The 25,859-nt window shown below is 60.1% G+C and carries 21 protein-coding genes; 19 read left to right on the forward strand and 2 right to left on the reverse strand.

The features are described 5' to 3' along the window. Positions 1 to 141 precede the first annotated feature (141 nt). Positions 142 to 1,185 carry a LacI family transcriptional regulator gene (locus tag FHT71_RS19875; RefSeq protein WP_037081647.1) on the reverse strand — a complete coding sequence of 348 codons (1,044 nt, stop codon included), beginning with the start codon at positions 1,183 to 1,185 and terminating at the stop codon, positions 142 to 144. Between the two features lie 347 nt (positions 1,186 to 1,532). Between FHT71_RS19875 and FHT71_RS19880 the strand changes: the two genes are divergently transcribed. The 9 genes from FHT71_RS19880 (at position 1,533) to FHT71_RS19920 (ending at position 12,323) form a co-directional block, all read left to right on the forward strand. Then, the gene (locus tag FHT71_RS19880) at positions 1,533 to 2,792 is read left to right on the forward strand and encodes an ABC transporter substrate-binding protein (protein WP_132592801.1); all 1,260 of its coding nucleotides are present in this window, start codon (positions 1,533 to 1,535) and stop codon (positions 2,790 to 2,792) included. An 80-nt stretch (positions 2,793 to 2,872) separates the two neighbouring features. Further along, positions 2,873 to 3,826, forward strand: coding sequence for a sugar ABC transporter permease (locus FHT71_RS19885; protein ID WP_007788465.1), 954 nt, complete (start codon positions 2,873 to 2,875; stop codon positions 3,824 to 3,826). Continuing rightward, positions 3,823 to 4,767, forward strand: coding sequence for a carbohydrate ABC transporter permease (locus FHT71_RS19890; RefSeq protein WP_132592803.1), 945 nt, complete (start codon positions 3,823 to 3,825; stop codon positions 4,765 to 4,767). Before FHT71_RS19885 ends, FHT71_RS19890 begins: the two co-directional genes overlap by 4 nt. 4 nt (positions 4,768 to 4,771) lie before the next feature. After that, positions 4,772 to 5,887: an ABC transporter ATP-binding protein gene (locus FHT71_RS19895; protein ID WP_183721600.1), complete on the forward strand. Its 1,116-nt coding sequence runs from the start codon at positions 4,772 to 4,774 to the stop codon at positions 5,885 to 5,887. Between the two features lie 19 nt (positions 5,888 to 5,906). Then, positions 5,907 to 7,412, forward strand: coding sequence for a GMC family oxidoreductase (locus FHT71_RS19900; protein ID WP_183721603.1), 1,506 nt, complete (start codon positions 5,907 to 5,909; stop codon positions 7,410 to 7,412). Continuing rightward, a complete protein-coding gene (locus FHT71_RS19905) occupies positions 7,409 to 8,188 on the forward strand; it encodes a 3-ketoacyl-ACP reductase (RefSeq protein WP_132592807.1) in 780 nt (259 codons plus the stop codon). Before FHT71_RS19900 ends, FHT71_RS19905 begins: the two co-directional genes overlap by 4 nt. 12 nt (positions 8,189 to 8,200) lie before the next feature. Next, positions 8,201 to 9,856 carry a GMC family oxidoreductase N-terminal domain-containing protein gene (locus tag FHT71_RS19910; protein WP_132592809.1) on the forward strand — a complete coding sequence of 552 codons (1,656 nt, stop codon included), beginning with the start codon at positions 8,201 to 8,203 and terminating at the stop codon, positions 9,854 to 9,856. A 36-nt stretch (positions 9,857 to 9,892) separates the two neighbouring features. Continuing rightward, the gene (locus FHT71_RS19915) at positions 9,893 to 11,152 is read left to right on the forward strand and encodes a glycerate kinase (RefSeq protein WP_132592811.1); all 1,260 of its coding nucleotides are present in this window, start codon (positions 9,893 to 9,895) and stop codon (positions 11,150 to 11,152) included. Positions 11,153 to 11,555: 403 nt separating this feature from the next. Beyond that, entirely contained in the window at positions 11,556 to 12,323 is a 768-nt protein-coding gene (locus FHT71_RS19920; RefSeq protein ID WP_183721606.1) for an SDR family NAD(P)-dependent oxidoreductase, read from the forward strand. A gap of 84 nt (positions 12,324 to 12,407) precedes the next feature. On the opposite strand, the gene FHT71_RS19925 is transcribed toward FHT71_RS19920, so the two are convergent. Continuing rightward, entirely contained in the window at positions 12,408 to 13,619 is a 1,212-nt protein-coding gene (locus FHT71_RS19925; protein ID WP_037081644.1) for an MFS transporter, read from the reverse strand. A gap of 109 nt (positions 13,620 to 13,728) precedes the next feature. Between FHT71_RS19925 and FHT71_RS19930 the strand changes: the two genes are divergently transcribed. From FHT71_RS19930 to FHT71_RS19975, 10 genes are all read left to right on the forward strand, one after another. Next, positions 13,729 to 14,547, forward strand: coding sequence for a helix-turn-helix transcriptional regulator (locus FHT71_RS19930; RefSeq protein WP_132592815.1), 819 nt, complete (start codon positions 13,729 to 13,731; stop codon positions 14,545 to 14,547). Between the two features lie 212 nt (positions 14,548 to 14,759). Continuing rightward, complete coding sequence (gene glpD, locus FHT71_RS19935; protein ID WP_132592817.1) at positions 14,760 to 16,277, forward strand: glycerol-3-phosphate dehydrogenase; 1,518 nt, start codon at positions 14,760 to 14,762, stop codon at positions 16,275 to 16,277. Positions 16,278 to 16,318: 41 nt separating this feature from the next. Further along, positions 16,319 to 17,395 carry an ABC transporter ATP-binding protein gene (locus FHT71_RS19940; RefSeq protein WP_007788441.1) on the forward strand — a complete coding sequence of 359 codons (1,077 nt, stop codon included), beginning with the start codon at positions 16,319 to 16,321 and terminating at the stop codon, positions 17,393 to 17,395. 11 nt (positions 17,396 to 17,406) lie between these two features. Beyond that, positions 17,407 to 18,477: an ABC transporter ATP-binding protein gene (locus FHT71_RS19945; protein WP_007788439.1), complete on the forward strand. Its 1,071-nt coding sequence runs from the start codon at positions 17,407 to 17,409 to the stop codon at positions 18,475 to 18,477. Between the two features lie 2 nt (positions 18,478 to 18,479). Beyond that, complete coding sequence (locus tag FHT71_RS19950; protein ID WP_007788437.1) at positions 18,480 to 19,346, forward strand: sugar ABC transporter permease; 867 nt, start codon at positions 18,480 to 18,482, stop codon at positions 19,344 to 19,346. 26 nt (positions 19,347 to 19,372) lie between these two features. After that, positions 19,373 to 20,188, forward strand: coding sequence for a carbohydrate ABC transporter permease (locus tag FHT71_RS19955; protein WP_338009955.1), 816 nt, complete (start codon positions 19,373 to 19,375; stop codon positions 20,186 to 20,188). A gap of 16 nt (positions 20,189 to 20,204) precedes the next feature. Then, a complete protein-coding gene (locus FHT71_RS19960) occupies positions 20,205 to 20,486 on the forward strand; it encodes a DUF2160 domain-containing protein (RefSeq protein WP_183721609.1) in 282 nt (93 codons plus the stop codon). 78 nt (positions 20,487 to 20,564) lie between these two features. After that, positions 20,565 to 22,289: an ABC transporter substrate-binding protein gene (locus tag FHT71_RS19965; protein ID WP_183721612.1), complete on the forward strand. Its 1,725-nt coding sequence runs from the start codon at positions 20,565 to 20,567 to the stop codon at positions 22,287 to 22,289. 150 nt (positions 22,290 to 22,439) lie between these two features. Then, positions 22,440 to 23,954: a glycerol kinase GlpK gene (gene glpK, locus FHT71_RS19970; protein ID WP_132592821.1), complete on the forward strand. Its 1,515-nt coding sequence runs from the start codon at positions 22,440 to 22,442 to the stop codon at positions 23,952 to 23,954. Between the two features lie 172 nt (positions 23,955 to 24,126). Continuing rightward, positions 24,127 to 25,788 carry a phosphoethanolamine--lipid A transferase gene (locus tag FHT71_RS19975; protein WP_132592823.1) on the forward strand — a complete coding sequence of 554 codons (1,662 nt, stop codon included), beginning with the start codon at positions 24,127 to 24,129 and terminating at the stop codon, positions 25,786 to 25,788. Positions 25,789 to 25,859 lie beyond the last annotated feature (71 nt).

A 25,859-nucleotide genomic window follows, 5' to 3' on the forward strand; every position in this document is an offset into this window, starting at 1 on the left:
GCTTGCGGCAACTGGCGTGCCTTTCGCTTTCTCATTCCCGCGCTCCAGGACCGGGCCAAATTGGGTCTCTGCCGGATGGGTGGGGATGCGGGCTGGCGTTTGACCGGCGCCACTTCTGGTCGGAGTTCAAGAACGCAGCTGTCAGCTGCTTCCAGCTTCTGCGGAAAGGGGTGGCTGCGGCGTCAGCAGTACCTGCAACTGGTCCATATCCGTCTCGCCGCCGATCCGTTTCTTCAGAATGCGGCCGATCTGCTCGCCGGTGGCCGTCAGGTCTTCATAGATGGTCTCCACCTTCGGTTGGATGGCGGAGAGGAGCTGGGACGTCTGCTTGGCGACGATGTCGTATTCAACGCCGAGTGTGAGACCGCAGTCGCTCATGCCGGTGACGGTGGCGAGCGCGCAGACTTCGCCGCCGCAGGTGAAGGCATCGGGTGGGTCGGGTTCCCGATGGCGTCGGGCGATACGGTCGCGAATGGCGCCTGCCGGATGATCGAGGTCGATCCCGGAGATGACCTCATAGGCGCAGCCGGCTTCGCGAACGGCGGTCATGAAGCCATGCAGGATATGGCTGCCGAAGCTGAACTGCATCGGGCCGCTGATCAGAGCCGGCTTGCGGCGCCCCTTGACGATCAGCCGCTTGGTTGCCTCGTAGGCGAACGTGAAATTGTCGTAGTCGACATAAGGATGCGGGGTCGAAAGTTCGGTGCGGCCATGGGTGACGAACGGAAAATCGTGCTCCATCAGCAACCGCACGCGTGGGTCGAAAGGTTCGGTGCGCGACATGACCAGGCCGTCGGCCATGTGGTTGCGCATGATGTAGTTGACCGCCTCGATGTTGGTTGTGTGCGGCAGGTTGGGCATGACGATCAGATGGTAGGCGGTGCCCTGCAGCGCCTTGGCGATGCCGGACATGATCGAGGTGCCATAGCCGAGGATTTCCTCGTGCGGCTCAAGCAGGATGGCGATGACATTTGTGCGGCCGGTCTTCAAGCGCTGGGCGGCGCGATCGGGGGAATAGCCGACCTGAATCGCGATCTCGCGGACACGCTTGCGGGTTTCGTGATTGATCACCGGGTCGTCCGACAGCGCCCTCGACACCGTGGTTACGGCAAGGCCAGCCATATCCGCGATGGTACGCAGCGTTGGTTTGCCGGTCCTGCGGGTCGATCTGGTCGTGGGCGGCATTGCGATGCGAGACACGCTCGGCTTTCCTCCAAAGGGGTCGGATGGCCGGACACTAACGCGACAGCCAAGCCGACGCAATGCCGGACTGGAAACGTTTTAAATTTGCGGCTCAGTTTCGCTTGTGCTGCAGTGCATGCTAAAAAACAAACAAAAACATACGGTAACTTGTGTTTTCTCGAACGTGGAAAGGCAACGCGTGTGACTTGACTTGGTTAAGTTTATAACGTTTTAAATTAACGCAAGCGGCGTTTTCGCCGTGATAACCAGGGCCTTTGTGCGGGGAGTGTGCACGGGCTTTTGAACGCGGATTTTCCGCTTTTGTGAACTTGCAAACCGGGAGGAAAACGATGCGCAAGTTTTTGATGACGACTGCTTTGGTGACAATGACGGTAGCTGGCCTCGGCGCCGCCAAGGCCGCCGACGTGAAAGAAGTGCAGATGCTGCATTGGTGGACGTCGGGCGGCGAGGCCGCGGCCCTCAATGTCCTGAAGGAGGATCTGGCGAAGCAAGGGTTTGCCTGGAAGGACGTGCCGGTCGCTGGCGGTGGTGGTGACGCGGCAATGACCGCGCTCAAGGCCATGGTTGCTGCGGGCACCTATCCGACGGCGTCTCAGATGCTCGGCTATACCGTTCTCGACTACGCACAGGCCGGTGTCATGGGCGACCTTACTGAGACGGCGGTGAAAGAGGGCTGGGACAAGTCGGTCCCGGCTGCTTTGCAGAAGTTCTCGATGTATGACGGCAAGTGGGTTGCCGCTCCGGTCAACGTTCACTCGGTCAATTGGCTGTGGATCAACAAGGCCGTCATGGACAAGATCGGCGGTACCGAGCCGAAGACCTTCGACGACCTGATTGCACTGCTCGACAAGGCCAAGGCGGCAGGTGTCACCCCGCTTGCGCTCGGAGGCCAGAACTGGCAGGAGGCGACGATGTTCGACTCCATCGTGCTGTCGACAGGTGGGCCCGAGTTCTACAAGAAGGCCATGAACGATCTCGACGAGGGGTCTCTGAAGTCGGACACGATGAAGAAGTCGTTCGACAATCTCCAGAAGATGGTCACCTATGTCGATCCGAACTTCTCCGGACGTGACTGGAACCTCGCAACGGCCATGGTCATCAAGGGCGATGCACTCGTTCAGGTCATGGGCGACTGGGCGAAGGGCGAATTCGTAGCGGCGAAGAAGACGCCGAATACGGACTTCCTGTGCTACCGCTTCCCGGGCACTGACGGCAGCGTGATCTACAACTCCGACATGTTTGGCATGTTCAATGTGCCGGACGATCGCAAGGCGGCCCAGGTCGCGCTTGCAACGGCAACTCTTTCCAAGAGCTTCCAGTCGGCATTCAACGTCGTCAAGGGCTCGGTTCCTGCCCGTACCGACGTGCCGGATACCGACTTCGATGCTTGTGGCAAGAAGGGTATCGCCGACCTGAAGAAGGCGAACGAAGGCGGCACGCTGTTCGGCTCGCTGGCGCAGGGCTATGGCGCTCCTCCGGCAGTCGCCAATGCTTACAAGGACGTCGTCTCCAAATTCGTGCATGGCCAGATCAAGACCTCCGATCAGGCGGTCGAAGAACTCGTCAAGGCAATTGAGGACGCCAAGTAATCAAGGCCTCCCGCGGTCTTCCCCGCCCTCGTGGCGGGGAAGGCTCCGCAACGGACGACATCGTCGGAGGAGATGAACCCATGAGCACCATCACTACAGATAAAACCGTTCTTACGCCACACCGGGGAACGCCAATTTCAATCCGCGCGCGCCTGCAAGACGCGCTGCCGAAGATCGTGCTCGCGCCGAGTTTCGCCATCACGCTTGTTTTCGTCTACGGCTTCATCATCTGGACGGTCTATCTGTCCTTTACCAATTCCAAGACCTTTCCGTCTTACGCCCTGACCGGGCCGCGCGCCTATCAACGGCTCTGGCGCTGGACGTTTGAAAGCGATCCGCCCTCCAGTTGGTACACCTCGATCACCAACATGGGCATTTTCGGCGTCCTTTATATCGGCATATGCCTGGCGCTCGGTCTGTTTCTGGCGATTTTGCTGGATCAGAAAATCCGCGGCGAGGGGATACTGCGGCCGATCTTCCTGTACCCGATGGCGCTTTCCTTCATCGTCACTGGTGTTGCCTGGAAATGGTTCCTCGATCCGGGCCTTGGCCTTGAGCAGACACTGCATCAGTTCGGCTGGACGAGCTTCCACTTCGACTGGATCAAGAACAAGGATTTCGTGATCTACACGGTCGTAATCGCCGGCGTTTGGCAGGCCTCAGGCTTCGTGATGGCGATGTTCCTTGCCGGCCTTCGCGGCATCGACAGCGAGATCATGAAGGCGGCGCAGATCGACGGCGCAACCACGGTGCAGCTCTATCGGCGCATCATTATTCCGCTGCTCAGACCCATCTTCCTGTCGGCCTTCATCGTGCTGGCCCACATGGCGATCAAGTCCTACGACCTTGTCGTGGCGCTGACATCGGGCGGACCGGGTGGCTCGGCCTGGCTGCCGTCGAACTTCATGTACGAATACACGTTCAAGCGGAACGAGATGGCGGTCGGTTCGGCCAGTGCGGTGATCATGCTGATGACGATCTCGGCGATCATCGTTCCCTATCTCTATTCCGAGCTCCGGGAGAAATCGCGATGAGCGCTATCACCTCGACCATGTCCGACGCGGCCAATGCGGCGCGCTCCAGAATGTTCAGTCGGATTTTCATCTACGGCCTGCTGGTGATATTCGCGATCATCTATCTGATGCCGTTGTTCGTCATGCTTGTGACTTCGTTCAAGACGATGGACGAAATCCAGAGTGGCAATATGCTGGCCTTGCCGCAGTCGCCGACGATCGATCCCTGGTTCAAGGCCTGGGGCGAGGCCTGCGTCGGTCTGACCTGCGCCGGCATCAAGGGTTACTTCTGGAACTCGATCAAGATGGTCGTCCCGGCTGTGGCGATCTCGACGATCATGGGGGCGCTCAACGGCTACATCCTGACCAAGTGGCGCTTCCCCGGCCACACGCTGGTATTCGGCCTGATGCTGTTTGCCTGCTTCATTCCGTTCCAGTCGGTGCTTCTGCCCATGGCGACCATCCTTGGCAGTCTCGGCCGGTTCGGGGCGACGTTGCGCAACGAAATTGGCGTATCGCTGGGTTTCGGCAATCCGACCGTCAATCTCGTCACCGTTCACGTCATCTATGGTCTCGGCTTCACGACGCTTTTCTTCCGTAACTATTACGAGGCCTTTCCGACCGAATTGGTGAAGGCGGCGCAGGTCGATGGCGCAAGCTTCTTCCAGATTTTCCGCCGCATCATGCTCCCCAATTCGCTGCCGATCATCGTCGTCACGGTCATCTACCAGTTCACCAATATTTGGAACGACTTCCTGTTTGCCTCGGCCTATGCGGGAACGGGCGATTCCATGCCGATGACCGTGGCGCTCAACAACGTCGTGAACACCTCCACGGGTGTCGTCGAATACAACGTCAACATGGCGGCAGCGATGATCGCAGCCTTGCCCACACTCCTCGTCTACATTCTCGCCGGCCGCTACTTCGTGCGTGGCCTGATGGCGGGCGCTGTCAAAGGATAATCCAATGGCCTTCCTCGAAATATCCGGTCTCAAGAAGCGTTTCGGCTCGTTGGAGATCCTCAAGGGTATCGACCTTGAACTGGAGAAGGGCGGCTTCCTCGTGTTGGTCGGCCCCTCCGGTTGCGGCAAGTCGACATTGCTCAACACCATCGCCGGCCTGGAATCGATTACCGCGGGCGACATCCGCGTCGAGGGTCGAAGCATCGCCGACCTGCATCCCTCGAAGCGCGATATCGCGATGGTGTTCCAGAGCTACGCGCTCTATCCCAACATGACGGTTGCCGGAAATATATCCTTCGGCATGGAAATGCGCGGCGTACCTGTCGAGGAGCGCAACAAGGCGATCGACAAGGTCGCCAAGGTGCTTCAGATCGGCCATCTGCTCAATCGCAAGCCGAGCCAGCTGTCGGGTGGGCAGCGCCAGCGCGTTGCCATGGGGCGAGCGCTCGTCCGCGATCCCAAGCTCTTCCTGTTCGACGAGCCGCTTTCAAACTTGGACGCCAAGCTGCGTGTCGACATGCGTATCGAAATCAAGCGGCTTCATCAGGCGACCGGCACGACGATCGTCTACGTGACCCACGACCAGATCGAGGCAATGACGCTCGCCACCAAAATCGCCGTCATGCGGGATGGCGAGGTGCAGCAATTTGGAACGCCTGCTGAGATCTACAACAACCCCGCCAACATGTTCGTGGCTGATTTCATGGGGTCGCCGGCCATGAATCTTCTCGCGGGAACGATCGAGAAGGGGGCCGCGGGATTGACAGTATCGCTGGCGCGTCCGCACGGAGAACCGGTCCGGCTCCCGGTCACATCAAGCAACGGCGCGCTTGAGGCGCATGCCGGCCGGGAGATCGTCTTCGGCATCCGACCGGAGGCGCTGACCGACCCGGATGGCGCGGACCGCAACGCCAAGGCCCTCGCCGAAAGCGACTGCCTGATCGAGGTGGTGGAACCGGCGGGATCGGATACGTTCGCAGTGACGAAGCTCGGTGGGAAGGAAGTCGTGGCCCGTCTGCGCGCGGATGCCCGAATTCAACCGGGGCAGAGCGCCCGCCTGGCGTTCAATCTCGACAAGGCGGTGTTCTTCGATCCTCAAAGCCAGACGCGTATAGTGTAGTCTGGTCTGGATATTCGAAATGAGCAGCACACCTGATATCATCATCATAGGATCGGGCGTGGGTGGTTCCACCGTTGCCGCCGGACTGGCGGCAACCGGTGCCGAGATCCTGATCCTCGAGGCTGGCGACTTCATTGCCGATCGCCCGGAGAACCGCGACCAACGGGCCATTTTCCAGCGCGGGCATTTTCGTCCGAAGGAGGTGTGGTACGAGGCGGACGGTACGGCCTTCAATCCCGGCAATTACTACAATGTTGGCGGCAATTCGAAGTTCTACGGTGCGGTGCTATCGCGCTATCGCCGGGAAGATTTCGAGGAGATCCGCCACAGGGAAGGCGTCTCGCCCGCATGGCCGTTTCCCTATGAGGTTCTGGAGCCCTGGTATAGCCGCGCAGAACGGATGTACGAGGTTCGGGGAAACCTCGGAGATGATCCCACGGAGCCTGCCCATTCGAGCAACTACGACTATCCGGCTGTTCCCGACGAGCCCCCTATTGCTGATGTCAGAGCGCGACTGAAGGCGAAAGGCCTGCACCCGTTTTCGCTGCCGTTGGGGGTGAATATCGACGCTTGGCTGTCGAAGGCCAAGACACCCTGGGATGCGCATCCGAATTCGCGCGACGGGAAGATGGATGCGGAGACCGCTGCTCTCCTCAAGGCCTTGGAATATCCGAACGTCCGCCTCGAGACGAACGCGAAGGTGATGAAGCTCGAGGCTGATGGAAACGGCAGGATCGAGCGCGTCCGCTACCGCAAGAACGGCGAGGACCTGGCTGTCGGTCCGAAGCTGGTCATTCTATCGGCCGGCGCCGTTCAATCCGCCGTGCTGCTGTTGCGTTCGGCTGATATGCGCCATCCGAACGGGCTTGCAAATTCCTCCAATCAGGTCGGGAGGAATTTCATGAACCATAATTCGTCGGCGGTGATCGCTGTTTCGCCGACCTATCGAAATGGGTCGATCTACCAGAAAACCTTCGGTTTCAATGATTTCTATTTGTCTGATGGAAACGGCGGCCCGCCGCTCGGGAACGTTCAGCTGCTGGGCAGAATCTCGGCAAAGGTACTCAAGGGCTCGCTGCCCTGGGCACCGGAATGGCTGCTCCAGAACATTACGGGCCATGCGATCGACTTCTATGCAATGAGCGAGGATATACCTCACCCGGAAAGCCGCGTGACGGTGGATGGGGAGCGCATCGTTCTGCAGTGGCAGAGGACGAACTGGGATGCGCATCTCGAACTGGTCGGGAAGCTGAAGGCGGTCCTCAAGTCGATCGGATTCCCGATCGTTCTTTCAAAGCCGTTCGACAAGCGCACGCCGTCTCACCAGTGCGGCACCGTCAGGATCGGCAACGACCCCGCGAGCGCGCCGCTGGATCCTTATTGCCGTTCCTACGATCACCAGAACCTCTTTGTAGTGGACGCCAGCTTCCTGCCGACCTCGGCTGCGGTGAATCCCGCTCTGACGGTCGCCAGTCAGGCGCTGCGGGTCGCCGACCACATCGCATCGAAGGATTTACGCGCATGACACAGCAGGTTGAAAGGCCAGTCGCCATAGTCACCGGCGGACGCCGCGGCATCGGTCTCGGGATCGCGATCGCGCTGGCGAAGGCCGGTTACAACATCGTGATCACCGGTGTCGGGGCGGCGCAGGAGAGCCGGGACGTCGTCGACGAGCTTCGGGGCTTGGGAGTGGATGCGGTCTATCTGCAAGCGGATGTTTCCGACGTCTCCAGGCATGACAAGACCGTGCGTGCGGTCCTGTCGAGCTTTGGGCGCATCGATTGCCTCGTCAACAATGCCGGAATGGCGGCTGTGGTTCGCGGCGATTTCCTAGGCTTGCTTCCAGAAAACTTCGACACGATCATGGCGACGAACCTCAAGGGCACGGTGTTTTTCACGCAGGCCGTCGTGAAGGCGATGCTCGTGACAGATGCGGCTCATCGTCCGAGATCGATCATCAACATCACGTCTGTCTCCGCCGAGGCAAGCTCGCCGGAACGACTGGATTATTGCATCAGCAAGGCCGGGCTTGCCGCCTTTTCGCAGGGGCTTGCTTTGCGGCTGGCGGATTCAGGAATCGCGGTGTTCGAAGTGCGGCCTGGGATCATCCGGACCGACATGACTGTCGGCGTGACATCGAAATATGACGCCCTCATCGAAAGTGGCCTGGTGCCGATGAGGCGATGGGGCGAGGCCGAAGACCTCGGAAAGATCTGCGCAGCGCTTGCTTCCGGCGACTTCGGCTTTGCCACCGGCACGGTGATTAACGCCGATGGCGGCCTGTCCATTCCTCGCTTGTAACAGGATAGAGAAATGCGTTTCGACTACATTATTACCGGAGCAGGCCCCGCGGGATGCGTGTTGGCCAGCCGGCTGAGTGAAGATCCCGACGTTAATGTGCTGCTGCTTGAAGCCGGTGGAGGCGACTGGAACCCATTGTTCCATATGCCCGCGGGTTTCGCGAAGATGACGAAGGGCGTTGCGAGCTGGGGCTGGGAGACAGTTCCGCAGAAGCACATGAAGGGCAGGGTGCTGCGCTATACGCAGGCTAAGGTGATCGGCGGCGGCTCATCGATCAATGCCCAGCTCTATACCCGCGGTAACGCGGCAGACTATGACCTGTGGGCAAGCGAGGATGGATGTGAGGGCTGGGACTATCGCTCCATACTGCCGTACTTCAAGCGCGCCGAAGACAATCAGCGCTTTGCTGACGATTATCACTCCTACGGGGGGCCCCTTGGTGTCTCGATGCCTGCCTCTCCCTTGCCGATTTGCGATGCCTACATACGGGCCGGCCAGGAACTCGGCATTCCGTATAATCATGATTTCAATGGTCGGCAGCAGGCGGGTGTCGGCTTCTATCAGCTGACGCAACGCGACCGTCGCCGTTCGTCGGCATCGCTGGCATACCTCTCCCCAATTAAAGGACGGAAGAACCTGGTGGTCCGGACGGGCGCGAGGGTGGCGCGCATTGTCCTGGAGGGCCATCGCGCCGTCGGCGTCGAGATAGCGACCGACCGTGGCTCCGAGATCGTTCGCGCCGAACGCGAAGTTCTTGTATCGTCGGGTGCGATCGGATCCCCGAAGCTCCTCCTTCAGTCGGGGATCGGTCCTGCTGACCATCTTCGATCGGTAGGGCTCAAGGTGCACCACGATCTTCCAGGCGTTGGTGGCAACCTGCAGGATCATCTCGATCTCTTTGTCATCTCCGAATGCACCGGCGATCACACCTACGATGGCGTCGCGAAGCTCCACAGGACGATCTGGGCCGGCGTTCAGTATGTCCTGTTTAGAACGGGTCCGGTTGCCTCCTCCCTCTTTGAGACCGGAGGCTTCTGGTATGCCGACCCGGATGCGCGGTCGCCCGATATTCAGTTCCACCTTGGCCTTGGATCCGGGATCGAGGCGGGGGTCGAGCGTCTGAAGAATGCCGGTGTGACCCTGAACTCGGCCTACCTGCACCCACGTTCACGCGGAACGGTGCGGCTTTCCGCAGCTGATCCGGGTGCTGCACCTCTGATCGATCCGAACTACTGGTCCGACCCGCATGATAAGGTCATGTCACTGGAAGGATTGAAGATCGCCCGCGAGATCATGCAGCAGGCAGCGCTCAAGCCCTATATTCTGGCCGAGCGATTGCCGGGCCCGAAGGTCATGACCGACGAGCAGCTGTTCGATTACGGCTGCGCCAACGCGAAAACCGACCACCACCCGGTTGGCACCTGCAAGATGGGGACGGGGCCGGAAGCTGTTGTCGGTCTCGATCTCAAGGTCCATGGTCTCGAGGGGCTTCGGGTGTGCGATTCGTCGGTCATGCCGCGGGTTCCATCGTGCAACACCAACGCACCGACCATAATGATTGGCGAACGAGGCTCTGACCTTATCCGGGGATTGCCGCCACTGCCTGCAGCGATCTTTGCTCACGAGCGCAACGAAACGCGACCGAGGGCGAGGGCGATCGTCAGCTAAGTGTTCGGACAGCGAAGTTTAAAAATGGAGTAGGGTTTGATTTCCGATTCACGAGCTTTCCTGCAAACCCTGTTTCATGAGGCGGTCAAGGCTGCCGACCCCTACGAGGCATTGGTCCGCCACCTGCCAGATCCGCCGAAAGGCCGGACAATTGTTATCGGAGCCGGGAAGGCAGCGAGCCAAATGGCGGCTGCATTCGAGCGTGCCTGGTCTTATCCGTTCGAAGGTCTCGCTGTTGCCAGGCATGGGCCAATCGCGGACTGCCGGTCGACCAAAATTCTGCAGGCGGCTCATCCCGTCCCGGACAGGGCTGGCCTCGTTGCGGCAGAGGCGCTGATAAACCATGTGCATGGGCTGACCTCCGACGATCTGGTCATTGCGCTGATATCCGGCGGCGGCTCAGCCCTCCTGCCTGCACCGCCGAGTGGCTTTACCCTCGCCGACGAAAGCGCCTTGAACGAAGCACTGCTGGCCTCGGGGGCTCCCATCTCAGGCATGAATGTCGTGCGGAAGCATTTCTCTCGCATCAAGGGAGGACGGCTTGCCGCCCTTGCCTACCCGGCCAGGGTAGTCAGCCTCGTTGTGTCAGATGTTCCGGGAGACAATCCGGCCTTCGTTGCGTCAGGGCCTACGGTTCCAGACAACAGCGATGCGGAGGAGGCGCTCCGAGTGATTCGGGACTATCGGATCGATCTCCCGGCGCGCGTAATCGACTGCATCCGGAATACGAGAGCGCCAGCCGCCGGCGACAACGTATTCGCCAACAACGAGGTTCATGTGATTGCCTCGGCGCGCGTGTCCTTGGAGGCGGCTGCCGATCGGGCGAGATCCCTTGGCGTGCACCCCCTCATTCTTTCGGATTCGATCGAAGGAGAGGCGAAGGATATCGGCCGGATGCATGCGGCGCTCGCTCGTGAGTTCTCCGCAAGGCCTCCGGCTCCAAAGCCTCTCGTGCTGCTTTCTGGCGGGGAGACCACCGTCAGTATCGGAGTTGGAACGTACGGCAAGGGCGGACGAAATTCCGAGCTTCTTCTCTCGGCCGCGATCGATCTTCAAGGTGTCGACGGCGTTGTGGCAATGGCTGCGGATACCGACGGCATCGACGGCTCCGAAGACAATGCCGGCGCCTTTTGCGACGGCGGGACGGTGGCGCGCATCAGGAGCGCCGGCGGCGATGCGCGCGCGTTCCTTGCGGGTCATGATGCGTGGTCGGCCTTCAACCTCGCCGGCGATCTCTTTGTACCCGGACCGACGGGTACCAACGTGAATGATTTCCGCGCTTTTCTTGTAACGTAGGGCTGCAGCGGGAGGCCGATCAGCCTTAGCGTGTGCCAGTTGGCGGCGTCATGCGTGAAGTGCCGCAGCGCCAAGTCAGTATGCTGCAAGTCTGTACGGCACGATCCGGCGACGCTTATGTCTTTGTTGTGTTTGAGGAAGCCCGCCCCAGGCCCCTCGGGGCGGGCTCTATCGATCCGGACCCCTTCCGGACCGCGGCTGATGGTGAGCCGCTGGAAATACCAATGCCGGGTGTCGCGCGTTGAGACAACCGAAAGCTGTTCTGTTGGTTATTTGGTAAGGTTAACGACCCCGCGTGCCGTATGTCTGGACATTGGAAGGGACTCCCTTCAACACTGGATGCTTGGGCGTTCGCTCAAGCTAGAGTGAGCGACGGCGGAACAAAAAAACAAGGGGATTGGTCATGGTCGACCGGCTGAAGGGGAAAGTTGCAATCATTTCCGGTGGCGCGACGGGCATGGGTAGGGCAGCCTCCCGTCTCTTTGCCGCCGAGGGCGCCAAGGTGGCGATCATTGACCGGAATGAAGCGGCAGCGCGCCAAACGGCGGAGGAAATCCGCGCTGCTGGTCATGTTGCGGAGTACTGGGTAGCCGACGTATCCGACGAAGCGGCAGTCATCCAGGCGGTCAAGGGAGTGGAGGAAAGCTTCGGCGCTGTTACCGTGCTTTTCAACCACGCCGGGACGATCGTCATCAAGCCGTTCCTGGAAACGACACTTCAGGAGTGGGAATGGCTGCATGCGGTGAACGTTCGGTCCATGTTCCTGATGACACGAGCCGTGCTGCCGGGGATGATTGCCGCCGGCGGCGGTTCCATCGTCTGCACGTCGTCAATCTCGGCAGTGGCCGCAACGCCGATGGAGGTGCTTTACGACACGACGAAGGGCGCCGTGCATATGTTTGCGCGGGCAATCGGCGTGGAGTTCAGGGATCGCAACATTCGCTGCAATGCCGTCTGCCCCGGCTTTATCCGCACGCCGCATGGGTTACGCGAGGTGAGCGAATTGCAGGCCCTTGGCGTCGATGTGTCGGATGCTGCTATTGCCGCTCAGCAGGGTCGGATCGGCGAGCCGGAGGATGTGGCGCGCGCCGCGCTCTATCTCGCCAGCGACGAGTCGATGTTCGTCAATGGCGCACATCTCTTCGTCGACAACGGGTTCACCGCCATCTAGGTCCGGTTCGACTTGCCAAGCTTAAATTAAAAGGGCCGAGATCGTGATCTCGGCCCTTGTCGTTTCGTATCCTGCGGTACGGGCTTAACTGCCGGTTTTCGCAGCATGGCGGCGGCCCTTGCCGATATCGGGCAGGAAGATGGTCAGCAGGCCAAGCAGCGGCAGATACGAGCAGATGCGATAAACGAATTCGATGCCCATGTGGTCGGCCACCATGCCGAGGCCCGCTGCGCCGATACCGCCGATACCGAAGGCAAAGCCGAAGAACAAGCCGGCAATCATGCCGACGCGTCCCGGAACCAGCTCCTGGGCGAAGACGACAATCGCCGAGAAGGCGGAGGCGAGAATGACGCCGATCAGGAAGGTCAGGAAGACCGTCCAGCTGTAGTCGGCATAAGGCAGGGCAAGCGTGAAGGGCAAGGCGCCGAGGATCGAGAACCAGATCACGAATTTGGTGCCGAACCAGTCGACAACAGGACCGCCGGCGACCGTGCCGATGGCAACGGCGCCGAGGAATACGAACAGCAGAATCTGCGCGTGCTGTACCGACACGCCGAAGCGCTCCATCATGTAGAAGGTGTAGTAGCTCGAAAGGCTTGTCATGTAGACGTACTTCGAGAACACCAGCAGTGCCAGGACGCCGATCGACGCAATGACCTCCGCGCGCGGGACATGTACGGCAGGTACCACTGCCTTGCGACCGGCATTGTTCTTGCGGTGGTCCGCATACCAGGCACCGACGCGCCACAGGATGATCATGCCGGTCAGCGCTGCAAGCGAGAACCATGCAACGCTATGCTGGCCACGCGGCAGCACGATGAAGGCTGCCAACAGCGGACCGATCGCCGAGCCGAAATTGCCGCCAACCTGAAACAGCGATTGGGCAAGGCCATGGCGTCCGCCCGAAGCCAGCCGGGCAACGCGTGAGGATTCCGGATGGAACACGGCCGAGCCGAGGCCGACGACGCCGGCGCCAATGAGCAGCACCCAATAGGCGTGCGCGTAGGCAAGCAGCACCAGGCCGATCAGCGTGAAGCCCATGCCGACAGTCAACGAGTAAGGCAACGGGCGCTTGTCAGTATAGATGCCGATCAGCGGCTGTAGAAGCGATGCAGTAACTTGGAACACGAGGCCAAGGAAGCCGATCTGCGTGAAGTCGAGACCGTAGCCGTCCTTGATCATCGGATAAAGAGCAGGGATCAGCGACTGCATTGTGTCGTTGAGGAGGTGGCAGAAGCTCACGGCCATGATGATGCCGAAAACCGTCTGTTCCGCAGAGTGCCTCTCTGCCGTCATTGCGCTGTTTGTCACGATTCTACTCCGTCCTTTGACGATCCGGAGATAGCCGACTTGCTGCTGTCCCGCTTTCGTGTTTTGGTCTTGCTGTTTCGCGAGTGGGCCAAAAATGACAAAATCCGGACAGCGGTTGGCGGCGAGCGAGCTGGCCAAGCTCCATGTGGAGCGACTTGCTGCCATCGAGGCTGCCTCCGAGCCGGTCTATGCCATCCCCGCGGAATATCCGGCCGGCTATCATGTAAAACCGCATAGCCATAGTCGTGCGCAGTTCGTCTATGCCCGCGCCGGTGTCGTCATGGTGTCGTCAGTACAGGGGCGGTGGATGGTGCCGCCACAGCATGCGCTATGGATACCGGCCGGGCTTGTCCATACCGTCGATATGCTGGGCGACGTTGCCATGCTGTCCGCCTATGTCGCGCCTCATGCTCTGGCCGACCCGCCAACGGCCGTCCGCGTCGTTGCGCTGACCGACCTTGCCAGGGCACTGATCATCGAGGCCGTCGCGCTGCCGGAGGCCAAAAGCGGCCGGCATGATCTCGTCATGGCCCTGCTGCTCGAGGAAGTCCTGCGGCTTCCCGACAGGCCGTTGGGATTGCCGTTTCCGTCCGACATACGCCTGGCCGGCCTCTGCCGCGGCTTCATGGAAAATCCAAGTGCCCGGCTGGTTATCGACGACTGGGCTGAGCGGCTCGCTATGAGCCGGCGCGCCTTTACCCGATTCTTCCGAAAGGAAACGGGAATCAGTCTCTCGACGTGGCGCCAGCAGGCAGCGGTATTTACTGCCTTGCCACGCCTTGCAGCCGGGGAGGCTGTTACAGCCGTTGCCCTTGACCTCGGCTATGACAGCGTCGCCGCCTTTACCACGATGTTCAGGCGGATGCTGGGGGCGGCTCCGCGCGCCTATTTCAGAGCACCCGAACAATATTGAGGGTTTTCCGGAGGAAGGATTCGCGGTTTGGCAGACGGCGCGATATCCGCGCCGGACACCGATATGACGTTGACGTTCACGGCAGACCTGTGGGTTTCAAAAATTCGAAAAACATTCGTTTGACATTCGAATAATCTTCGTTTTAACTGCTTTTACTTTCGCAACTGCGCAAGCTTTTTGCGATGCGGTATATTCTGGCTCGGAGGGGGAACGTGAGCCGTCAGATTCACGATCTTTTCATCATCGGCGGTGGCATCAACGGCTGCGGGATTGCGCGTGACGCGGTCGGACGTGGCTATTCGGTCGCGCTTGCAGAGATGAACGATTTCGCTTCGGGCACGTCCTCCGGCGCGACTAAGCTCATTCATGGCGGCTTGCGATATCTCGAGCACTACGAGTTTCGTCTGGTGCGCGAATCGCTGATGGAGCGCGAAGTGCTTTGGGCGATGGCGCCGCACATCATCTGGCCGATGCGCTTCGTGTTGCCCTATCACAAGGGCGGCATCCGACCGGCATGGCTCATCCGCCTCGGGCTGTTTCTCTATGATCATCTCGGCGGTCGCAAACTTTTGCCGCCGACCGCGGTTCTCGACATGCGCCGGGATGCGGCCGCCAAGCCGTTGAAGGCGCTCTTCACAAAGGCATTCGAATATTCGGACGGTTGGGTCGACGATGCGCGCATGGTCGTCCTCAACGCGCGGGACGCCGCCGACCGCGGCGCGCTGATCATGCCGAGGACGAAGGTCGTTTCGGCGCGACGTGAGAATGGGATGTGGTTGATCGAAACGATCGACACCGTCAGCGGGCACGGGAACAGTTTTCAGGCGCGGATGCTGGTGAATGCAGCCGGTCCCTGGGTCGATCACGTTATTCGCGCGGCTTTCGGGCAAAACGAGGCTCACCATGTGCGCCTCGTGCAGGGCAGCCACATCGTGGTGAAGAAGAAGTTCGACGATGCACGAGCCTACTTCTTCCAGAATCCGGACAACCGCATCATCTTCGCGATCCCCTACGAGCAGGACTTCACGCTGATCGGTACGACTGACCGCGACTACTCGGCCGATCCGAAGGATGTGAAGATATCCGAGGAAGAAACGACGTATCTCTGCAACGCGGCGAGCGAGTATTTCAAGGAGCCGGTGCGGCCGGACGACATCGTGTGGACCTACTCGGCCGTGCGGCCGCTGTTTGACGACGGCGCTTCCAAGGCGCAGGAGGCAACCCGCGACTACGTGCTGAAAATCGAAGGCGAGGGGGAAAGCGCGCCGCTGCTCAACGTATTCGGCGGCAAGCTCACGACCTATCGGCGGCTTTCCGAGCATGCGCTGGAAAAGATTGCTGCGGCGATCGGCGCCAAAGGTGCGCCGTGGACAGCGAAAAGCCATCTGCCGGGCGGCGATTTCGCAGCAACCGGCTATGAGGCTGAAGTCGCGAAGCTGAAGGGCCGCTATCTGTTCCTGGCCGACCGGCATGCGCGCCGACTGGTGCGCCGCTACGGCACGAAGGCGTCGGTTCTGCTTGGACGGGCGGCCAGCACCGACGACCTGGGGCACTGTTTCGGTGGCGATCTCTACGAGGCAGAGGTTCGCTATCTCATCAATCACGAATGGGCCAGAAGCGCGGACGATGTGCTTTGGCGAAGAACGAAGGACGGCCTGCGTCTGACCAAGGAACAGGCTGCACTGTTGGAGGAGTACATGGCCGCGCGACCGGCACAGATGGCTGGTTGAAGCGGTAATGTCCCCGCTGTTGAGGAGGCACGGGAACCGGAATGCTTGAATTGCGCAACGCCGCAAAGATGGTGGGTGGGGAAAATCATATCCACGCGACCAATCTTGCGTTTGAAAAAGGCACGCTGAATGTGCTGCTGGGGCCGACGCTGTCCGGCAAGACGTCGCTGATGCGGCTGATGGCCGGGCTCGATCGTCCGACGGGTGGTTCGGTCCATTTCGACGGCGTGGATGTGACCGGCATGCCGGTGCAGAAGCGCAATGTCGCGATGGTCTACCAGCAGTTCATCAACTATCCGGCGCTGACGGTATACGAAAACATTGCCTCGCCGATGCGCATTGCTGGCAAGGATGCGGCGACGATCGACCGGGAAGTGCGCAAGGCCGCCGATCTGTTGCGCCTCACGCCCTATCTGGACCGGACGCCACTCAATCTCTCCGGCGGCCAGCAGCAGCGCACGGCGCTTGCGCGTGCGCTCGTTAAGAATGCCAGCCTGGTGCTGATGGACGAGCCGCTCGCCAACCTCGACTACAAGCTGCGCGAAGAATTGCGGGCTGAGCTGCCGAAGATCTTTGCGCAATCTGGCGCGATCTTCGTCTATGCCACAACGGAACCCTCCGAAGCGCTTCTGCTCGGCGGCAACACGGCGACCCTTTCGGAGGGCCGCGTGACCCAGTTCGGACCGACCATTTCAGTCTATCGAAGCCCGTTCGATCTTGTCACAGCAAAGACCTTTGCCGATCCGCCGCTCAATTTCATTGATGTCGTAAAGGCTGGTGGAGTATTCCAAAGGCAGGATGCGACGATGCTGCCGGTGCCTGCACATCTGGCCGGAATGGCCGATGGCCCGGTCACAATTGCCTTCCATCCGCACCACCTCGGTCTTTCGCCGCAGACCCCGGCCGCAGCAAGGCTCCAGGCTCGCACACAGATCTCGGAAATCACCGGCTCCGAGAGCTTCGTGCACCTGGATTTCGATGGTGTGCGCTGGGTCATGCTCGCGCATGGCATTCACAACATCGATCCGGACACCGAGGTCGACGTCTATCTCGACACGCGTCACGTCATGGCTTTTGGCACCGACGGTCGCGCTATTGCAACTGGCGCAAAGGCGTAAGGGAGAAGGACATGGCACGCATCACGCTCGACCACATCCGCCACGCCTACGGGCCGAACCCGAAGTCGGACACGGACTACGCGCTTCGCGAAGTCGATCACGAATGGAGGGACGGCGGCGCCTACGCGCTTCTTGGACCGTCCGGCTGCGGAAAGACGACGCTGCTCAACATCATTTCCGGCCTGCTGCAGCCGTCCCATGGCCGCATCCTATTCGATGGATACGATGTGACGAACCTTTCGACACAGGCGCGCAACATCGCGCAGGTGTTCCAGTTCCCGGTTATTTACGACACCATGACCGTCTACGACAATCTGGCCTTTCCGTTGCGCAACCGCGGTGTTGCCGAGCTGGAAGTCGATCGCCGCGTTCGCGACATTCTCGAAATGATCGATCTCGGCGGCATGGCCAAGCGCAAGGCGCAGGGCCTGACGGCCGACCAGAAGCAGAAGATCTCGCTCGGTCGCGGGCTGGTGCGCAACGACGTCAACGCAATCCTGTTCGACGAGCCGTTGACCGTTATCGACCCGCACATGAAATGGGTGCTGCGTTCGCAGTTGAAGCGCCTGCACAAGCAGTTCGGTTTCACCATGGTCTACGTGACCCACGACCAGACGGAGGCGCTGACCTTCGCTGACAAGGTTGTCGTCATGTATGAGGGGGAAATCGTCCAGATCGGCACGCCGGCAGAACTTTTCGAACGGCCGAGCCACACATTCGTCGGCTACTTCATCGGCTCGCCGGGCATGAACGTTCTGCCGGTCCAGCTGCAGGGTAACGCGGTCCGCATCGGCAGCGAAACACTGTCATTGGACTATGCGCCGCAAACGGCCGCTGGTGCAAAGATTGAGCTGGGCATCCGTCCGGAATTCATCGATCTCGGCCGCGAGGGGATGCCGGTTACTGTCAACAGGGTCGAGGACATTGGACGGCAAAAGGTCGTACGGGCGACGTTTGCCGGTCAGCCGATCGCCATCGTCGTCACGGAGGACTCTGAAATCCCGGCCGATGCACGCGTGACCTTCGATCCGGCTGCGATCAACATCTACGCCAATTCCTGGCGCGTCGGCAGGGAGGGCTGAGCATGGAAAAGACCTGGAACAACAAAGCCTGGTTTCTGGTTCTGCCGGTTCTGGTGCTGGTTGCCTTCTCGGCCGTCATTCCGCTGATGACCGTCGTCAACTACTCGGTGCAGGACACGTTCGGCAACAACGAGTTCTTCTGGGCGGGTACGGACTGGTTCGTGCAGACGCTTCACTCCGACCGCTTCTGGGCGGCGTTGCAGCGCAATCTCGCTTTCTCGCTGATCATTCTGGCGTTGCAAATCCCGCTCGGCATCTTCATCGCGCTGAACATGCCGAAGAAGGGGCTCGGCGTGCCGGTCTGCCTCGTGCTGATGGCGCTGCCGCTGCTCATTCCATGGAACGTGGTCGGCACCATCTGGCAGGTTTTCGGTCGTGTCGACATCGGCCTGCTTGGCCATACGCTTGAGGCTATGGGGTTTGACTACAACTATGTCCGCGATCCCCTTGATGCGTGGATCACCATCATCGTCATGGACGTCTGGCATTGGACAAGCCTCGTCGTGCTGCTCTGCTATGCCGGCCTCGTGTCAATCCCCGATGCCTACTATCAGGCGGCAAAGATCGACGGCGCGTCGCGCTGGTCCGTCTTCCGCTACATCCAGCTGCCGAAGATGAAACGCGTCTTGCTCATCGCCGTGCTGCTGCGCTTCATGGACAGCTTCATGATCTACACCGAGCCTTTTGTCGTCACCGGCGGCGGTCCCGGCAACTCGACGACGTTCCTGTCGATCGACTTGGTGAAGATGGCCGTCGGCCAGTTCGACCTCGGTCCCGCAGCGGCAATGTCGATCATCTACTTCCTGATCATCTTGTTGCTGTCGTGGATCTTCTACACCGTCATGACCAGCAGCGACGCGAACGCCTGAGAAAGGAGAGGACCATGGCTCAGACAATGAAATACAAGCCTGCGGGCAACTTCTCCTGGGTCGTTTCGACGATCTACATCATCTTCCTGCTGCTGCCGATCTACTGGCTGATCAATATGAGCTTCAAGGAGAACGCCGAGATTACCGGCGCCTTTTCGCTCTGGCCGCAGAACCCGACGCTGCGCAACTACAGCGTGATCTTCACCGATCCGTCCTGGTACAATGGCTACATTAATTCGATCATCTACGTCGTGATGAATACGGTGATCTCAGTGCTGGCGGCGCTGCCGGCGGCCTACGCCTTCTCGCGCTATCGGTTTCTGGGCGACAAGCATCTGTTCTTCTGGCTGCTGACGAACCGTATGGCACCACCGGCGGTCTTCGCGCTGCCGTTCTTCCAGCTCTACTCCGCCTTCGGCCTTATCGACACGCACATCGCCGTGGCGCTCGCCCACTGCCTGTTCAACGTGCCGCTGGCGGTCTGGATCCTGGAAGGCTTCATGTCGGGCGTGCCGAAGGAGATCGACGAGACGGCCTATATTGACGGCTATTCCTTCCCGCGTTTCTTCGTGAAGATCTTCATGCCGTTGATTGCCTCAGGCATCGGTGTCGCGGCCTTCTTCTGCTTCATGTTCTCGTGGGTGGAACTGCTGCTTGCCCGCACGCTGACAACCACTGCCGCAAAGCCGATTTCCGCGATCATGACGCGCACCGTCTCGGCTGCAGGGATGGATTGGGGAGTGCTCGCGGCAGCCGGTGTGCTGACTATCATTCCTGGCGCGCTCGTCATCTACTTCGTACGCAACTACATCGCCAAGGGCTTCGCGCTCGGCCGCGTCTGACAAGGAAGGACCACTCATGAACTTTTCCTGGATGGCATGGACGCTGCCGATCGCATTGTTTTTCCTGACGATTCTCATGCTGCTGGTTGGCATGAGTGTCTGGGAGTATTTCGCGCCGGGCGGTTCGCCGCGGGTGGGCATCCTCAGGTTCGAAACCACGCGAGGAGACCGGCTCTTCGTATCGCTGCTTGGCGCGGCATTCATTCATCTCGCATGGCTGGGTCTTGTCGGACCCAACCTGTGGTGGGCTCTTGCCCTCTCCGTAGTCTACGCCATTGGCGTCTTTCGCTACGTGTGACGGCAAGGAAAGACAGATGGCCGGGGGTACTGGCCGCCTGAAACGTGAAGACTGCAATCGCAACCCTGGGAGGATATTATGCGAAAGCATTTACTAGCGACAACAGCAGGCATGTTGCTGGCCATGGCGGGCTCCGCCTATGCCGGCATGGACGAGGCGAAAGCCTTTTTGGACAAGGAGGTCGGCGAGCTCTCGACGCTTCCCCGCGCCGACCAGGAAAAGGAAATGCAATGGTTCGTCGATGCGGCGAAACCGTTCGCCGGCATGGATATCAAGGTGGTTTCCGAAACCATCACCACGCATGAGTATGAATCGAAGGTCCTGGCGCCGGCCTTTACGGCCATCACCGGTATCAAAGTCACGCATGACCTGATCGGCGAAGGCGACGTCGTCGAAAAGCTGCAGACGCAGATGCAGTCGGGCGAGAACATCTACGACGCCTACATCAATGACTCGGATCTGATCGGTACGCATTGGCGCTACCAGCAGGCACGCAGCCTGACGGACTGGATGGCCAACGAAGGCAAGGACGTCACCAACCCGAACCTCGACATCGACGACTTCATTGGGAAGTCCTTCACCACGGCTCCGGACGGCAAGCTCTATCAGCTGCCGGATCAGCAGTTCGCGAACCTCTATTGGTTCCGCTATGACTGGTTCAACGACGAGAAGAACAAGGCCGACTTCAAGGCGAAGTACGGTTACGAGCTCGGCGTTCCGGTCAACTGGTCTGCCTATGAGGACATCGCCGAGTTCTTTACCGGCCGCGACGTTGGTGGCAAGAAGGTCTACGGCCATATGGACTATGGCAAGAAAGACCCGTCGCTCGGTTGGCGTTTCACTGATGCCTGGCTCTCCATGGCCGGCAATGGTGACAAGGGTATCCCGAACGGCAAGCCGGTCGACGAGTGGGGCATCAAGGTCGATGAGAACTCACGCCCGGTCGGCTCGTGTGTTGCACGCGGCGGCGACACCAACGGCCCGGCAGCGGTCTATTCCATCCAGAAATACCTGGATTGGATGAAGGCCTACGCTCCGGCAGCGGCCCAGGGCATGACTTTCTCGGAGTCCGGCCCGGTCCCGTCTCAGGGTGAGATCGCACAGCAGATCTTCACCTACACGGCCTTTACCGCCGATTTCGTCAAGCCGGGTCTGCCTGTTGTGAACGAGGACGGCACGCCGAAGTGGCGCTTCGCCCCGTCGCCGCATGGCGTCTATTGGAAGGACGGCATGAAGCTTGGCTATCAGGATGCCGGCTCCTGGACGCTGATGAAGTCCACGCCTGACGATCGCGCCAAGGCTGCATGGCTCTATGCGCAGTTCGTCACTTCGAAGACGGTCGACGTCAAGAAGAGCCACGTCGGTCTGACGTTCATTCGCGAATCCACCATTCGCGACAAGAGCTTCACCGAACGCGCTCCGAAGCTCGGCGGTCTGGTCGAGTTCTACCGCTCGCCGGCCCGCGTGCAGTGGTCGCCGACCGGCACGAACGTTCCTGACTATCCGAAGCTTGCTCAGCTTTGGTGGCAGGCGATCGGCGATGCGTCGTCAGGCGCGAAGACCCCGCAGGAAGCCATGGATTCGCTTTGCGCCGAGCAGGAAAAGGTCCTGCAACGCCTGGAGCGCGCCAAGGTTCAGGGCGATATCGGACCGAAGCTCGCCGAAGAGCATGATCTCGAATACTGGAACAAGGACGCAGTCGCCAAGGGCAACCTCGCTCCCCAGCTGAAGATCGAGAACGAGAAGGAAAAGCCGGTTACCGTCAACTACGACGAACTGGTCAAGAGCTGGCAGTCGAACTGATCGGCTACTTTTGGTCGGGTACGAGGCCCGGCCAACAGCAATGCCGCCGGCGCAAAGTCGCCGTCGGCACCAACCGCCTCTAGGGAACGACTTATCGCATGAGCTGGCGCATTCGCGGCGGCTGGGCGAACTATTGCGCCGGAGAAGACAATGAGCGGCCATATTCTCGCGATCGACCAGGGCACGACGTCCTCGCGCGCGATCGTCTTCGACGCCGGGATGAAGATGATTTCGTCTGCACAGGAGGAGATCAAGCAATCCTATCCCCAACCAGGTTGGGTCGAGCATGACCCGGATGAGATCTTTACCACGGTGGTCAATACGGCACGGAAAGCTTTGGCAAACGCCAACGTTCCAGTGGCCGATATCGCCGCAATCGGTATCACCAACCAGCGCGAGACGACCGTTGTCTGGGAGCGAAAGTCAGGCAGGGCGCTCTACAAGGCGATCGTATGGCAGGACCGGCGCACGGCTGAAGTCTGCGACAGTCTCAAGGCTGACGGTTACGAGAAGCTCTTCAGCGCTAAGACGGGTCTGCTACTGGATCCTTATTTTTCCGGAACGAAACTGCGCTGGCTGCTCGATAATGTCGACGGATTGCGGGAGCGTGCCGAGGCTGGTGAAGTGTGTTTCGGCACTGTCGACAGCTGGCTGATCTTCAATCTGACCGGCGGACGCGTTCATGCCACGGACGCCACCAACGCTTCGCGAACGCTGCTTTTCAATATAACGGAGGGTCGGTGGGACGAGGAGCTTCTTGGCCTTCTCAGGATTCCGGCAGCTATGCTTCCGCAGGTCAAGGACTGCGCGGACGATTTCGGCGTCACCGATCGGGAAATCTTTGGCGCGGCCATCCCAATCCTCGGTGTTGCCGGCGACCAGCAGGCCGCCACCATCGGCAATGCCTGCTTCAAGCCCGGCATGATGAAATCGACCTATGGGACAGGCTGCTTTGCCCTCCTGAACACAGGGCGGGACTGCGTGGTATCCAGCAACCGGATGATTACGACGATCGCCTATCGGCTCGGCGGCAAGACGACCTATGCGTTGGAAGGCTCGATTTTCATCGCCGGTGCAGCCGTGCAATGGCTCCGCGACGGGCTTGGCCTTATTTCACAGGCATCGGAGAGCGGCACGCTGGCGATGCGGGCCGATCCCAATCAGCAAGTCTATGTGGTGCCGGCGTTTACGGGGCTCGGGGCTCCTTATTGGGATCCGGAGGCGCGGGGTGCAATTTTCGGCTTGACCCGAAACAGCGGCCCGGCCGAATTGGCGCATGCGGTGCTCGAATCCGTGGCCTACCAGACGCTCGATCTGCTGATCGCGATGCGGAAGGATTGGGGCGGCCATCACATCGAGACGGTGCTGCGCGTCGATGGCGGCATGGCCAGCTCTGACTGGACGATGCAGCGCCTTTCCGATGTGGTCGGCAATCCGGTGGACCGGTCCGCTGTTCTGGAGACAACGGCGCTGGGCGCGGCCTGGCTCGCAGGTTCGAGAGCGGCGGTCTGGCCGGACCACGAGCAATTTGGAAAGGCCTGGGCTTGCAATAGGCGGTTCCAGCCGTCGATGGAGGAGGCCGAACGGCAGACGAAGATCGCCGGCTGGCGTAATGCCGTGTCGCGGACGCTGTCCGGCGCGCAATACGGCAATCCGCTGGCCTGAATCGCTCAATGTATGCCCGCCCTTTAGATGCGGCTGCGACGCTTCGCCTTCAAGCGTTCAGGTGACTGTCAGAAAACACGGCCATGGCTGGCGAATATTATCGGCGGCCATGAACTACCTATGATCCAATCCTGGTTCCGTCGACGCCAAATCTGGACGCGGAGACGACCAATTGAAAGATAGTGCCACCAAGGCCCGCCTGATCGACTGGCGGCCCGCAATCGGCAGCGTGACGCTTTGCCTTGTGACGACCCTCTACCTTCTTTCGGTGACAAATCATTCGTTCTGGAGCGCCGCATACAGTGATTTCGCTGCCGATCATCTGTCATTCGTGCTTTTTGTGATCGGCATTTCAGCGATCAGCACGGCAATTATCACGGCTTTCTCGGCCAAGTATGTCACCAAGCCGTTTTTAATCTTCTTTGTGCTCGCAGCAGCTGCCGGCTCCTGGTTTACCGATCAGTTCGGTGTGATCGTGGACAAGGAAATGATCCGCAACGCGGCAGTGTCGACGGGCGCGGAGGCGGGGCATCTGATAACCGCGCGCTTTGTGCTTCATATGCTGCTCACTGGGATATTGCCGTCGCTTCTTATCATGTGGCTGCGTATCCGGCATCGCCCCGTGCTGTCCAAGCTTGCTCACAATACGGGCGTGATTCTGGCTTGCCTGGCGGTCTTCGCCACAGTCGGATTCGGCGATTATCGGGCCTTTGCGGGCGTCGGGCGGGCTCATAGGGACATCCTCGAGAGGTTAAATCCGTTTGCGCCGATCAGCAGCACCATTGGCTTTGCCGTTTCGTCCGAGGAGGATGCGCATGTGGTCGCCGCACCGCTCGGCACGGATGCACACCGGGTTAACACTGCCGGCCTCAACAAGCCTCGCGTGACGATTATCGTCGCGGGCGAGACGGCGCGTGCCGATGACTTCTCCCTGGGCGGCTACCAACGCAAGACCAATCCGGAACTCGAAAAGCAGAACGTCATCTATTTCCCGAATACGACCAGCTGCGGTACAGCGACGGCAATCTCGATTCCTTGCATGTTTTCCATCTATCCGCGAACGGCCTATACCCATCGCAAGGGGCTCGCGACCGAGAACCTTCTCGATGTGTTGGGCCACGCCAAGGTTGACGTGGCCTGGCTGGACAACGATACCGGCAGCTATCACGTGACTGACCGCGTCGCCTATGCCTCGCTGCCGCAGTCTAACGATGCACGCTTTTGCAAGGAGGGTGAGTGCCTCGACGCCATCCTTCTCGACAAGGTCGACGATTGGCTCGATCACGTGAAGGGCGACAGCGTCTTGGTCCTGCACCAGCTCGGCAGTCACGGGCCGGCCTACTTCGCTCGTTACCCCGATGAGTACCGACGCTTCGTTCCCGACTGCAGGGCCAATGACTTTGGCAGTTGCACGGCCGAAGAGATCACCAACGCCTACGACAATACGATCCTCTATACGGATCACGTCGTTTCGACTGTCATCGACAAGCTCAAGCAGCATTCTGAGAAAGTCGCGGGTGCAGCGATCTACGTGTCGGATCACGGGGAATCGCTTGGTGAGAACGGCATCTACCTGCATGGTGCGCCCTATATCGTGGCGCCGTCGCAGCAGACGCATGTGCCGTTCCTTGTCTGGGTCGGTGAAGATCTCGCCAAGTCCGCCGGCTTCGAGATGAGCTGCATGGCCAAGCAAACGGATGACTCCCGTTCGCATGACAACCTCTTCCATAGTGTGCTTGGGCTGATGGACGTGGCGACCAAGGTGTATGATCCGCATCTGGATGTTTTCGCCGCGTGTCGGCGGAAGACGGATAAGGTCGCGAGCGTCCAGTGATGAGATAGCCGGGGTTCAGCAGTGCTGCCACAGTGGCTACCCGAGAGCGTTCTACCGGTCACCTCCTTCTG

The organism is Rhizobium sp. BK060, assembly GCF_014193145.1.
Taxonomy (GTDB): domain Bacteria; phylum Pseudomonadota; class Alphaproteobacteria; order Rhizobiales; family Rhizobiaceae; genus Rhizobium.

Excerpts from the sequence above, each read along its gene's own strand:
- FHT71_RS19910 (WP_132592809.1), top strand. The coding sequence starts at position 8,201 with ATGCGTTTCGACTACATTATTACCGGAGCAGGCCCCGCGGGATGCGTG.
- FHT71_RS19875 (WP_037081647.1), bottom strand. The coding sequence starts at position 1,185 with ATGCCGCCCACGACCAGATCGACCCGCAGGACCGGCAAACCAACGCTG.
- FHT71_RS19950 (WP_007788437.1), top strand. The coding sequence starts at position 18,480 with ATGGAAAAGACCTGGAACAACAAAGCCTGGTTTCTGGTTCTGCCGGTT.
- FHT71_RS19920 (WP_183721606.1), top strand. The coding sequence starts at position 11,556 with ATGGTCGACCGGCTGAAGGGGAAAGTTGCAATCATTTCCGGTGGCGCG.
- FHT71_RS19945 (WP_007788439.1), top strand. The coding sequence starts at position 17,407 with ATGGCACGCATCACGCTCGACCACATCCGCCACGCCTACGGGCCGAAC.
- FHT71_RS19895 (WP_183721600.1), top strand. The coding sequence starts at position 4,772 with ATGGCCTTCCTCGAAATATCCGGTCTCAAGAAGCGTTTCGGCTCGTTG.
- FHT71_RS19885 (WP_007788465.1), top strand. The coding sequence starts at position 2,873 with ATGAGCACCATCACTACAGATAAAACCGTTCTTACGCCACACCGGGGA.
- FHT71_RS19905 (WP_132592807.1), top strand. The coding sequence starts at position 7,409 with ATGACACAGCAGGTTGAAAGGCCAGTCGCCATAGTCACCGGCGGACGC.
- FHT71_RS19960 (WP_183721609.1), top strand. The coding sequence starts at position 20,205 with ATGAACTTTTCCTGGATGGCATGGACGCTGCCGATCGCATTGTTTTTC.
- FHT71_RS19965 (WP_183721612.1), top strand. The coding sequence starts at position 20,565 with ATGCGAAAGCATTTACTAGCGACAACAGCAGGCATGTTGCTGGCCATG.
- FHT71_RS19930 (WP_132592815.1), top strand. The coding sequence starts at position 13,729 with ATGACAAAATCCGGACAGCGGTTGGCGGCGAGCGAGCTGGCCAAGCTC.
- FHT71_RS19955 (WP_338009955.1), top strand. The coding sequence starts at position 19,373 with ATGAAATACAAGCCTGCGGGCAACTTCTCCTGGGTCGTTTCGACGATC.
- FHT71_RS19880 (WP_132592801.1), top strand. The coding sequence starts at position 1,533 with ATGCGCAAGTTTTTGATGACGACTGCTTTGGTGACAATGACGGTAGCT.
- FHT71_RS19940 (WP_007788441.1), top strand. The coding sequence starts at position 16,319 with ATGCTTGAATTGCGCAACGCCGCAAAGATGGTGGGTGGGGAAAATCAT.
- glpK (WP_132592821.1), top strand. The coding sequence starts at position 22,440 with ATGAGCGGCCATATTCTCGCGATCGACCAGGGCACGACGTCCTCGCGC.
- FHT71_RS19925 (WP_037081644.1), bottom strand. The coding sequence starts at position 13,619 with ATGACGGCAGAGAGGCACTCTGCGGAACAGACGGTTTTCGGCATCATC.
- FHT71_RS19890 (WP_132592803.1), top strand. The coding sequence starts at position 3,823 with ATGAGCGCTATCACCTCGACCATGTCCGACGCGGCCAATGCGGCGCGC.
- FHT71_RS19900 (WP_183721603.1), top strand. The coding sequence starts at position 5,907 with ATGAGCAGCACACCTGATATCATCATCATAGGATCGGGCGTGGGTGGT.